The sequence below is a fragment of the Cellulomonas hominis genome (assembly GCF_005239125.1).
Lineage (GTDB): Bacteria > Actinomycetota > Actinomycetes > Actinomycetales > Cellulomonadaceae > Cellulomonas > Cellulomonas hominis_A.
In genome coordinates this window covers 1-11,890 of sequence record NZ_SZYE01000124.1, presented here as the reverse complement: position 1 = coordinate 11,890, position 11,890 = coordinate 1, and the positions used below count along the sequence as shown (strand labels likewise).

7 protein-coding genes are annotated in these 11,890 nt (G+C 76.1%); 5 read left to right on the top strand and 2 right to left on the bottom strand.

The features are described from left to right. Nucleotides 1-3,568: ATP-dependent RNA helicase HrpA (gene hrpA / locus FA014_RS13820; RefSeq protein WP_154730243.1), on the bottom strand; the 3,568-nt coding region annotated here is incomplete at its 3' end. A gap of 197 nt (nucleotides 3,569-3,765) precedes the next feature. Beyond that, nucleotides 3,766-6,498 carry a glycoside hydrolase family 3 protein gene (locus FA014_RS13815; RefSeq protein ID WP_154730242.1) on the bottom strand — a complete coding sequence of 911 codons (2,733 nt, stop codon included), beginning with the start codon at nucleotides 6,496-6,498 and terminating at the stop codon, nucleotides 3,766-3,768. A gap of 440 nt (nucleotides 6,499-6,938) precedes the next feature. Between FA014_RS13815 and FA014_RS13810 the strand changes: the two genes are divergently transcribed. From FA014_RS13810 to FA014_RS13790, 5 genes are all read left to right on the top strand, one after another. Then, nucleotides 6,939-8,585 carry an ABC-F family ATP-binding cassette domain-containing protein gene (locus FA014_RS13810; protein WP_230323156.1) on the top strand — a complete coding sequence of 549 codons (1,647 nt, stop codon included), beginning with the start codon at nucleotides 6,939-6,941 and terminating at the stop codon, nucleotides 8,583-8,585. A gap of 10 nt (nucleotides 8,586-8,595) precedes the next feature. Then, the gene (locus FA014_RS13805) at nucleotides 8,596-9,108 is read left to right on the top strand and encodes an aminoacyl-tRNA deacylase (RefSeq protein ID WP_154730240.1); all 513 of its coding nucleotides are present in this window, start codon (nucleotides 8,596-8,598) and stop codon (nucleotides 9,106-9,108) included. Nucleotides 9,109-9,321: 213 nt separating this feature from the next. Then, nucleotides 9,322-9,681 carry an STAS domain-containing protein gene (locus FA014_RS13800; protein ID WP_154730239.1) on the top strand — a complete coding sequence of 120 codons (360 nt, stop codon included), beginning with the start codon at nucleotides 9,322-9,324 and terminating at the stop codon, nucleotides 9,679-9,681. A 110-nt stretch (nucleotides 9,682-9,791) separates the two neighbouring features. Next, entirely contained in the window at nucleotides 9,792-10,985 is a 1,194-nt protein-coding gene (locus FA014_RS13795; RefSeq protein ID WP_154730238.1) for an exonuclease SbcCD subunit D, read from the top strand. Continuing rightward, the coding region (locus tag FA014_RS13790; protein ID WP_154730237.1) for an AAA family ATPase at nucleotides 10,985-11,890 on the top strand (906 nt) is incomplete at its 3' end. The genes FA014_RS13795 and FA014_RS13790, both read left to right, overlap by 1 nt.

Below are 11,890 nucleotides of genomic sequence, written 5' to 3'. Positions count from 1 at the left end.
GCTCCCCCGACCGCGCCCGCGCGTCCGCCATCGCGTCCCGCACCGCGGTCCGCACGGCCGAGCTCACGGCGTCCTGGGTCCGCGCCGCGAGCTTCCGCTGCAGCACGGCGAGCTCCTTGCCCTCGTCGAGCACGCGGCCGCGGTCGTCCACGACCCGGAACGTCATCCGCAGGTGCGGCGGCAGGCGGTCGAGGTCGATGGAGCCGTCCGGCACGTCGACGTCCCGCAGGGCCCGGACCGCCTGCCGGAACGCCGTCTCGTACGACGGGGCGGCGTCGGCGGCGCGCACGGTGTCCTCCCAGGAGGCGGTGTGCGCGTCCAGCCAGCCCACCACGTCGCGCGCGACGTCCGGCGCGGGCACGAGCTGCACGCGCACCGGCTTCGGCAGCGCGCGGATGGTCGCCGTCACGAGCTCCTCGCGCAGCCCCGGGACCATCCAGTCGAAGCCCTCGGGCCGCACCCGGGCCAGCGCGACCAGCGGGACGTGCACGGTGACGCCGTCGGCGTCGGCGCCCGGCTGGAACTGGTACGTCAGCGGCAGCGCGAGGTCGCCCTGCGGCCAGGTCGACGGGAACGACGACTCGTCCACACCCGCGTCGTCGGCCACGAGCAGCTCGCGGGTGAACGTCAGCAGGTCCGGGTCGTCGCGGCGCGCGGCCTTCCACCACTGGTCGAAGTGCCGCGCGGAGACGACGTCGTCCGGGATCCGCTCGTCGTAGAAGTCGAACAGCGCGTCGTCGTCCACCACCAGGCCGCGGCGCCGGGACCGGGCCTCCAGGTCCTCGGCCTCCCGCAGCAGCCGGCGGTTCTCCGCGAAGAACGCGTGGTGCGTGGTCCAGTCGCCCTCGACCAGGGCGTGCCGGATGAACAGCTCGCGCGCGTGCTCGGCGTCGACCTTCCCGAACAGCACCCGCCGGCCCGTGACGATGGGGACGCCGTAGAGCATCACCCGCTCCAGGGCCATCGCCGCGCCCTGCTTGGACGACCAGGACGGCTCGGAGTACGACCGCTTCACCAGGTGCTGCGCCAGGTCCTCGGCCCACTCCGGCTGGATGCGGGCCGCGTCCCGGGCCCACAGCCGGGACGTCTCGACCAGCTCGCCCGCCATCACCCAGGCCGGCGGCTTCTTGGCGAGGCCGGAGCCGGGGAAGATCGCGAAGCGCGCGCCGCGCGCGCCGAGGTACTCGTTGCGGCCGCGGCGGTCCGGCGTCCGCCCGCCGTCACCACGGCCCTTGCCACGGGCGGCGGACGCACCCGACAGGTCCGACGCCTCCTGCATGCCGATCTGCGACAGCAGCCCGGACAGCAGCGCCACGTGCACCCGGTCGGCGTCCCACTCGAGCCGGTGCGCGCCGCGGCCCTCGGTCGCCGGGTCGCGCTCCTCGGACAGGTCGCGGTCGGTGCGCCGCGGTGGGTTCATCGTGATGCCGAGCGGCTTCGCGAGCTCCTTGAGCTGCGTCACGACGTCCTGCCACTCCCGCAGCCGCAGGTAGTTGAGGAACTCCGACCGGCACAGCCGGCGGAACGCGGACCCGGACAGGTCGCGCTGCGCGTCCCGCACGTACTGCCAGAGGTTCAGGTACGCCAGGAAGTCGGAGGTCGGGTCGGCGAACCGGGCGTGCAGCTGGTCGGCCTGGGCGCGCTGCTCGACCGGGCGCTCGCGCGGGTCCTGGATCGACAGCGCCGCGGCCACGATCATCACCTCGCGCGCGACGCCCCGGCGGCCGCCCTCGACGATCATCCGCGCCAGCCGCGGGTCCATCGGCAGCTGGGCGAGGGCGCGGCCCGTCTCGGTGAGCCGGGTGGCGCCCTGCGACGCGTCGAGGGCGCCGAGCTCGGTCAGCAGCTGGACGCCGTCCCGGACCGCGCGGGTGTCCGGCGGGTCGACGAACGGGAACGACGCCACGTCGTCCGGCCCGGACGCCACGCCGACGGAGATCATCTGCAGGATGACCGACGCCAGCGACGTCCGGAGGATCTCGGGCTCGGTGAACCGGGGCCGGGACGCGAAGTCGTCCTCCGAGTACAGCCGGATCGCGATGCCGTCGGCGACGCGCCCGCACCGCCCGGACCGCTGGTTGGCCGACGCCTGCGAGATCGGCTCGATCGGGAGCCGCTGCACCTTGGTGGCCTTCGAGTACCGGGAGATGCGCGCGGTACCGGGGTCGACGACGTACCGGATGCCCGGCACGGTCAGCGAGGTCTCCGCGACGTTGGTGGCCAGCACGACCCGGCGCGTGCCGTGCGGCTGGAACACCCGGTGCTGCTCCGCGGCGGACAGCCGGCCGTACAGCGGCAGCAGCTCGACGGCGTCCGGCCGGCGGGTGTCCTGCACCCGCGGGCCCAGGTGGCCGCGCAGCGCCTCCTCGGCGTCGCGGATCTCCCGCTCGCCCGACAGGAAGACCAGGACGTCGCCGGGCCCCTCCCCGGCCAGCTCGTCGACCGCCTCGCAGATCGCCGTCATCAGGTCGCGGTCCTCGGCGGGCGGGGGCGTCTTCGCCCCCTTCGGCGCGGCACCGCGGGAGCCGGCGCGCGGGCGGGCGTCGTCGGCCTCCAGGTCGTCGGGGTCGTCCGTCGGCCGGTCCGGGGACAGCGGCCGGTACCGGATCTCGACCGGGTACGTCCGGCCCGTGACCTCCACGACCGGTGCCGGGACCCCGTCGGGGTGCTCGTCGTCCGCGGGGCCGGCGAAGTGCGCGGCGAACCGCGCCGAGTCGATCGTCGCCGACGTGATGACGACCTTGAGGTCGGGGCGCCGCGGGAGCAGTTGCGCCAGGTAGCCCAGGATGAAGTCGATGTTGAGCGACCGCTCGTGCGCCTCGTCGATGATGAGCGTGTCGTAGGCGCGCAGCTCCGGGTCGCGCTGGATCTGCGCGAGCAGGATGCCGTCGGTCATGACCTTGACCAGCGTCCGCTCCGACGACTCGTCGGTGAACCGCACCTGGTACCCGACGAGCTCGCCGATCGTCGTGCCGAGCTCCTCGGCGATGCGCTCCGCGACCGTGCGCGCGGCGATCCGCCGGGGCTGCGTGTGGCCGATCTGCCCGTCACGGCCGCGGCCGAGCTCCAGGGCGATCTTGGGGAGCTGGGTGGTCTTCCCGGACCCGGTCTCGCCGGCGACGATGACGACCTGGTGGTCCCGGATGGCGTCGGCGATCTCCCGGCGCCGCGCCGACACCGGCAGCTGCTCGGGGTAGACGACCGGCGGGAGGACCGCGGCGCGCCGGGCGTCCGCGAGGGCCGTCAGGCGCCGGGCGCGCGACTCGCGGCCGCGCCGGGGGTCCTGCGCGGTGCGGCGCTCGCGGCGGGGGGCGTCGGGGCCGCCGGAGGGCCGGTCCCCGGACCCGCGCTGCTCGGTGCCGCGCTGCTCGGCGGCGGGTGGTTCGGTGCCGCGTGGTTCGGTGCCGCGCTGTCCGGCATCGCGACGGTCGGTGTCGCGGCCGTCGGTGCCGGGGCGTCGCCCGCGCGCCCCGCGCCGCCGTCGAGGGCGCCCGGGTGCGGCGTCGCTCCCGTCGCCGGTCCCGGGGGAGGGAGCGGGGGCGGGGCTGGTGGGGTCGGCGGCTGTCATCGGCGGTCCATTGTCACCGCACCCGACCCGCGGACGCGATCTCGATTCGCGCAGGGCGATCACCGCGGGCCCGCGGCCCGGCGTCGGCCGCGCGTGCGTCGAGATCGGTACCTCGCGCCGAGATCGGTCCCTGGAGGCACCGATCTCGGGCGGAAGCACCGATCTCGACGGCACGCGCGCGGGTCGCGGCGCGTCGTTCAGCGCACCAGGGCGTCCGAGATCGCCAGCCGCCCCGTGAGGCGGATGTCGTCGGACGCCGCCCCGACCAGGACCGGGATGGTGCCGGTCGGCGTGCGCCACTCGTCCAGGTCGACGTCCCAGTAGGACAGCGACTCCGGGCTGAGCGTCACGGTGACGGCCCGCGTCTCCCCGGGGGCGAGCTCGACGGTGCCGAAGCCGGCCAGGGACACCGGCGCGCTGCTGACCCGGCGGGTCGGCAGGTTCCCGACGTAGACCTGGACGGTCTCGGTCCCGGCGACCGCCCCGGTGTTGCGGACGTCCACCGTGGCCTGCAGCTGCGTGCCGCCCTCGGGTCCGGGGACGGCCGCGGTGCGCAGGTTCGTGTACTCGTACGAGGTGTACGACAGGCCGTGCCCGAACGCGTACTGCGGGGTGATGCCGTTCTCGACGTACCCGCGGTACCCGACGAAGATGCCCTCGCTGAACTGCTGGTCGAGACCCTCGCCGGGGTACTGGGAGGGGTCGCTGACCGGCGTGGACGCCTCGTCGACCGGGATGGAGACGGGCAGCCGGCCGGACGGGTTGACGTCGCCGAACAGGATCCCGGCGATCGCGGCGCCCTGCTCCTGCCCGCCGAACCAGTTGTGCAGCACAGCGCCGACGCCGGGGTCCCAGTCGGACGTCTGGACGACGCTTCCGACCTCGAGCACGACGATCGTGCGCGGGTTGGCCGCCGCGACCTGGCGGATCAGCTCGGCTTGCCCGTTCGGCAGGTCGAGGCCGGGCCGGTCGCCGCCCTCGGAGGAGTAGTCGCGCACCACGACGACCGCCGCCTGAGCAGACCGGGCGGCCTGCGCGGCCGCCTGGACGCCCGGGGTGACGACGGGCTCCGGCGGGGTCCACCCCAGCCGGAACGCGGCCCCCGCGTCGGTGCCACCGGGGGCGTCGTTGGTGTACTCCGCCCGCAGCGCGTACGTCTGGCCGGCGGTCAGCTCGACCGGGGCGGTCGTGACGGCGGCGGGGTCGCCGGACGGGCCCGTGGTCAGCACCGGCTGGTCGTCCAGGTAGACGGTGCTGGTGCCGTTGCTCGTGGCGGCCAGCTCGTACGTCCCGGACACCGGGGCGGAGAGCGTCCCGGTCCACCGGATCGACGCCGTGTGCTCGTTCGTCTGCAGCGGGAAGTGCGGCGACTGCGAGTTCAGGCCCTCGAACAGGTAGAACCCGCCGTTGATGCCGACGTACGGCTCGGTGCGGTCCACCGCGGGAGCGCCCGAGAGGTCGGCGCTGTCGAAGTACTCGACGCGCACCCCCGCGCCGTCGCCGAGGGCCGAGGTGAGGAAGTCCGACGGGACGAGGTCCGGCCCGGCCAGCAGCGACGCCGAGGTGACCGGGTCGGTGCCCGGCGTGTGCGTGACGGTGACACCGGCGCCCACGCGGTCCTGGATGCCCTGCAGCGGGCTGATCGTGCGCGTGGGGTTGACCAGCGAGGAGCCGCCGCCCTGCACGACCACGTCGGCGTCGGCGCCCACGACGGCGATCGACCCGACGTTCCCGCCGAGCGGCAACGCGCCGTCGTTCTTGAGCAGCACCGAAGCGCGCTCGGACACCTGCCGCGCGAACGCGGAGTTCGCGTCCTCGGGCAGCGGGCTGACGGTCGGGGGGTTGTCGAACAGCCCCAGGGCGACCATCGGCCGCAGGATGCGCAGCACCGCGTCGTCGATCCGCGACGTCGGCACCTGGCCCGCGCGCACCGCGTCGAGCAGCGGCCCGCAGAAGAAGCAGGTGCCGGGCCCGACGTCGGGGGTGAAGTTGCCGGGCATCTCCTGGTCCATCCCCGCCAGGACCGCCTGCACCGTGCTCGGTGTGGCGCCGTAGTCGCTCATCACCCAGCCCTGGAAGCCGAGCTGCTGCTTGAGGACCTGGTTCAGGAGCTCGTCGTTCTCGCAGGCCCGGACGCCGTTGACGCCGTTGAACGAGCACATCGCCGAGCCGGCACGGCCGTCGGCCTGGGCGATCGCGAACGGCCGCGTGTAGATCTCCTGCAGCGTCCGCTCGTCGAGGACCGCGTTCCCACCGATCAGCCGGTTCTGCTCCTGCGTGTAGACGTTGTAGTGCTTGAGGTCGGCGATCACCGGGTTCGACTGGATGCCGCGCACCTCGGCGGCGGCCATGGTCCCGGACAGCAGCGGGTCCTCGCCGAAGCCCTCGAAGTTCCGCCCGCCCTGCGGCACGCGGCCGATGTCGAGCGCGGGACCGAGCAGCACGTTGTGCCCGGTGCGATGTGCCTCGTCGCCGGCCAGCCGGCCGTACTCCTGCGCCAGAGAGCCGTCCCACGTGGCGGCCAGCGCGAGCGGCGACGGCAGCTGGGTGGACAGCTTGCCGTTGACGTCGGGGTTCGCGATCCGCACGCCCGCGGTCCCGTCGGCCATGGTCAGGGCCGGGATGCCGACCCGCTCGATCGGGGCGTTGTAGAAGCCGAAGAAGTTGTTCAGCTCCCCGTGCATCATGTTGACCTTCTCGTCGAGGGTCATCTGCCGGAGGATCGCGCGTGCCCGGGCCGTGTCGTCCGGTGACTCGTCCCACCAGAAGTCGGACGGGAACGACCGGCCCTCCTGCAGGGCCTCGGTGACCGCGGTCTCGACCGCGGGATCGTCGTCGGGCGAGGCCGCCGCGGCGGCCCCGACGGGCACGGTCAGGGCCAGTGCCGCGAGGACCGCGGTCGCGCCTGCGCGCCGGGAACGTGGGTGCATCGTCGAACCCCCTGGGATCGCGGCCGCCCGTGCGTCCTGCGGTCGGCCGTCCAGTCGTCGCGCCAGTAGGTCACCCGTTCGGGTGACGGTCAAGGGTCGTGTGCCGCGGGCAACGGCGGGTCGTCGGTGCGCGCGCGCGAGCGGCGGGGGACTGACCTCCGGGGTCGCGCGTGGGGCGCGGTCGGGGCGCGCCGGAGGTGCGGGCCCCGGACGGTGGCGGGTGTCCGGCGTGCGGATCGTGGGGGTTCACGATGTGGATGCCGTGCCTGCGGGGTCGGTCGTCCGCCGGCGGTGCGCGGGCGGCAAACCGCTCGCGCCCGTGCCCGCTCGCCGCGTACCGTCGTCACCATGCGGATCTGACCGGCCCCGAGTCCCCGTCCCGACTCCCCGCCGACCCCCGCGGCCCGAGCCGCGCGCGTCGGCAGCCGGTGGTGATCCCCGTGTCCGCACTTCCTCCCGCACCCACGCCCGTCCTGCGGGCCGTCGGGCTGTCCCGCGCGTACGGCGACCGCCGGGTGCTGACCGACCTGTCCGTCGCGGTCGACCCGGGGCACCGGCTCGGCCTGGTCGGCGAGAACGGGATCGGCAAGTCCACGCTGCTCCGGCTGCTGGCGGGCGTCGAGGAGCCGGACGCCGGTGAGGTGCACCGCCCCGCCGACCTCGTCCACCTGGCGCAGGAGCCGCCGTTCGGGCCGGACGCGACGGTCGACGACGTGCTGGGCGCGGCGCTCGCGGAGGTGCGTGCCGTGGCGGTCGCGCTGGAGGACGCCGCCGCCGCGCTCGCCGGCGACGACCCGGCGGCCGCCGGCCGCTACGACCGTGCCCTGGCCCGCGCCGAGGCGGTCGGCGTGTGGGACGCGGACGCCCGCGCGCAGCGGGTGCTGGCGGGCCTGGGCCTCGGCGGCGTCGACCCCGCCCGGCCCAGCGGGACCCTGTCGGGCGGGCAGCGGTCGCGGCTCGCGCTCGCGGCGGTGCTGGTCCGCCGGCCGCGCGCGGTGCTGCTCGACGAGCCGACCAACCACCTGGACGACGACGCCGCGGACTTCCTGGCGGGCGCGCTCGCGGGGCTGCCCGGCGCCGTGGTGCTGGCGAGCCACGACCGGGTGTTCCTCGACGAGGTGTGCACGGAGGTGCTCGACCTCGACCCGGTCCTGGGCGGCCCGCGCGTGGTCGGCGGCCGGTACGCGGACTACCGCCGCGCGCGGCAGGTCGCCCGCGAGCGGTGGCAGGAGCGCTGGGCGGCCGAGCAGGACGAGGTCGCGGGGCTGCGGGCCGCGCTCGGCGAGGGCGGTGCGGCGCGCACGCCGGCGCCCGGCCGGGAGATGGCCGACCGCAACAAGATGGCCTACGGGCGCGCCGGCGACCGGGTGGAGCAGCAGGTGTCGCGCCGGGTCCGCGACGCGCGGCGCCGGCTGGACGAGATCGAGGCCGGTCCGGTGCCCCGGCCGCCGCGCCCGCTGCGGTTCCGGGGGAGGCTGACCGGCGGGGGCCGGGGCGACGGCGCGGCGCTGGCGGTCCACGGCGCCGAGGTGCCCGGCCGGCTGCGGGTGGACGCGCTCGAGGTGCACCGGGACACCGCGCTCCTGGTCACCGGGCCCAACGGGTCGGGCAAGTCGACGCTGCTGCACCTGCTCGCGGGCGACCTGGTGCCCGCCGCCGGGACGGTGCGCCGCGCGCAGGACGTCCGGGTGGCGCTGCTCGAGCAGGACGTCGGCCTCGCGGACGACGCCCGGACGCCGCGCGCGGTCTACGAGCTGGTCACGGGCGGCGACCCGGGCGCGGTGCCGCTCGCCGAGCTCGGGCTGGTGGCGGCGCGCGACGTCGACCGCCCGCTGCGCGAGCTGTCGGTGGGGCAGCGGCGGCGCGTCGTGCTCGCGCTGCTCGTCGCGCAGGCCCCGGAGGTGCTGCTGCTGGACGAGCCCACCAACCACATCTCGCTCGCGCTCGCGGACGAGCTGGCCGACGCGCTCCGGACGGCGCCCGGGGCGGTGGTGGTGGCGTCGCACGACCGGTGGCTGCGCCGGACCTGGCACGGGACGACGGCCGAGGTGCTGGACGGCCGGCTCCGTGTCGGCGGCGGCTCGTAGGGTGGCGGGCATGACGAGCGAGCAGGACCACACCCCCGCCGGCGAGGGCGAGCAGCGCGCCGCGCGGGCCCTCGCCGAGTCCGGGATCGCGCACGAGATCGTCCGGCACGGCCCGGTGCGGTCCCTGGCCGAGGCGGCCGCGGCGCGGGGGATCGACCCGTCCGGCATCGTCAAGACGCTGGTCGTCCGCCGCGGGGACGACGACTACCTGTTCGTGCTCGTCCCCGGCGACCGCACGATCTCCTGGCCCAAGCTCCGGGCGCTGCTCGGCGTGAGCCGGATGTCCATGCCGGACGCCGCCACCGCCCAGGAGGTCACGGGCTACGAGCGCGGCACCATCACGCCGTTCGGGTCGCTGCGCGCCTGGCCGGTCGTGGCCGACGAGCGGGTGCCCGGCCGGCCCGCGTCGATCGGCGGCGGCGGGCACGGCGTCGGCGCGCGCGTCGACGGCGACGACCTGGTGCGGGTGCTGGACGCGACGGTGGCGGACGTGACGGAGCCCCTGCCGGACGGCGCCGCCTGACGGTCCCGCGCCCGCGATCCCGACCGGACGGTCAAGGTCCGGTCAAGAACTGATCCCCTGATCGGGGAACGATGCGGCCCGCGGCGGCGTTGTCCACGGCGGAGAACGCACCGGTCGTACCCCCGCGGGCCCCAGGCGCGCGTTCCGCATGCGCGGACGTCGTGGGGGGTCCATGATCGGGCGGCCCCACGCAGACTTGGAGAGAACGAGGACATGAACCTGACCGAGGATCCCGCCCCCGTCGGGGGGATCGACGTGACCGCCGCGCACGGGCGCACGGTGGTCCGGCTGTGGGGCGAGGTCGACGGCGCGCTGCGGGCGGAGGCCAGCACGTCCATGGCCCAGGCGCTGGCCAGCCCGGCGCCGGTGGTCGTCGACGCGCAGGACGTGACGTTCATCGACTCGTCCGGCCTCGCGTTCGTCCTGCAGCTCAACCTGGCGGCGGGCGAGACCGGGCAGGGGCTGACCCTGCGCGACCCGCACCGGCAGGTGCTCGAGAAGCTCGACATGCTGGGCATGGCGGGGGAGTTCGCGCTCGAGCCGGAGCCCGCCGCGGAGCGCGCGATCGCCTGACCGCCCCGCGGCACGCCCGCGCGGCGTGGTGCTGCGCGCGCCACGCCCGTCGTCCACAGGTGACGCGGGCGCTGCCCGGGGATGTCGGTGGGGGCGGCTAGTTTCGAGGCATGCGGCTCCTGCACACCTCCGACTGGCACCTGGGCCGCACCCTGCACGGCGTCGACCTCACCGAGCACCAGCAGGCGTTCCTCGACCACCTCGTGGAGGTCGTCCGCGAGGAGCGGGTGGACGCGGTGCTCGTGGCGGGCGACGTCTACGACCGCGCGATCCCGCCGGTCGAGTCCGTCGCCCAGCTGTCCGACGCCCTGCGGCGGCTGTCCGAGCACGCCGCGGTGGTCGTGACGCCGGGCAACCACGACTCGGCGATCCGGCTCGGCTTCGGCGCGGACCTCATGCGGGACCGCGTCCGGGTGCTCGCGCGCCTCGACGACCTCGCGCGGCCGGTCGTGCTGCCGGGCGAGGGCCACGACGTGCTCGTGTACGGCCTGCCCTACCTCGACCCCGACGCCGCCCGGCACGCCCTCGCCGGCCCGGGCTCCGACGGGCCGCTGCCCCGGTCGCACGCCGCCGTGCTCGGCGCGGCGATGGACCGGGTGCGCGCCGACCTGACGGCGCGAGCGGCCGAGGCCGCCGCGGCCGGCCGGGCTGCACCGCGGTCGGTGGTGCTCGCGCACGCGTTCGTGGTCGGTGGCGCGGCCAGCGAGTCCGAGCGGGACATCCGGGTCGGGGGCGTGGACCACGCGCCCGCCGCGGTGTTCGACGGGGTGGACTACGTCGCCCTCGGGCACCTGCACGGCCCGCAGCGGGTGGGCGCCGCGGACGGCCCCACGGTGCTCCGGTACTCGGGGTCGCCGCTGGCCTACTCGTTCTCCGAGGCCCGGCACGCGAAGTCGACCGTGCTGGTGGACCTCGGCCCGTCCGGCGTCCCGGGGGTCCGGCTGGTCCCGGCCCCCGTGCCGCGCCGCCTCACCGACCTCGCCGGCCCGCTGGACGACCTGCTCGGGGCCGCGGGCGAGCCGCACGTCGAGGACTGGGTGCGGGTCACCGTGACCGACGCGCACCGGCCGGCCGACCTGTACCGCCGGGTCCGCGGGCGGTTCCCGCACGCCCTCGTGGTGCAGCACCAGCCACCGGCGCGGGAGGCCGGCCCGCGGGTCGCGGAGGTGACCGCCGCGCGGGACCCGCTCGAGGTCGCCGCCGAGTTCGTGCAGCACGTGAGCGGGACCCGCCCCACGGACGCGGAGGCCGCCGTGCTGCGCCGCGCCTACGAGCAGGTCGTCGCCGCGGAGCGGAGCGCCTGATGCGGCTGCACACCCTGACGATCCAGGCGGTCGGCCCGTTCGCCGGGCGGCACACCGTCGATTTCGCCGCGCTGTCCGCCGGGGGGCTGTTCCTCCTGGAGGGGCCCACCGGGGCGGGCAAGTCGACCGTCATCGACGCGGTCGTGTTCGCGCTGTACGGCAAGGTCGCGTCGGCTTCCGCGAGCGAGGACCGGCTGCGGTCGGCCTTCGCCGCGGACGACGTGGAGACGGTCGTCGACCTGGTGTTCGAGACCGGGTCCGGCGTGTACCGGGTGCGCCGGACGCCGGCCTACGAGCGGGCCAAGAAGCGGGGCGCCGGCCGGGCGAAGCAGCAGGCGACCGTGAAGCTGTGGCGGCTCACCGCGGCGCCCGAGGGGCTGCCGGCACCGGGGCGTGCGGGCGACCCGTGGCTCGAGGGCGACGTCCGGCGCGAGGAGGCCGCCCCTCCCGACGCCGGCGACCCGCCCGGTGAGCTGCTCTCCACCCGCCTCGACGAGGCCGGCGCCGAGCTCACCCGGGTCGTCGGCCTGGACCGCGCCCAGTTCGTGCAGACCATGGTGCTGCCCCAGGGCGAGTTCGCCGCCTTCCTGCGGGCCGACCCCGAGCAGCGCCGGGGGCTGCTGCAGCGGATCTTCGGCACCGAGGTGTACGAGCGGGTGCAGCAGCGCCTGGACGAGCTGCGTCGCGAGGCCCAGCGGACGGTCGCCGAGGCCCGCAGCGAGGTGCAGGAGTGCACCGCGCGGTTCGCCGGCGCCGCGGCCGCGGACGAGGAGGGCGTCGCCGCCCTGCGCGCGGCCGCCGCGGAGGACGTCGCCGCGCTCACCCCGCTGGTGGCCGACCGGCTGGCCGCGCTGCGCGCCCACGAGTCCGCCACCCGTGCGGCCGCCGAGACCGCCACCGCCCGG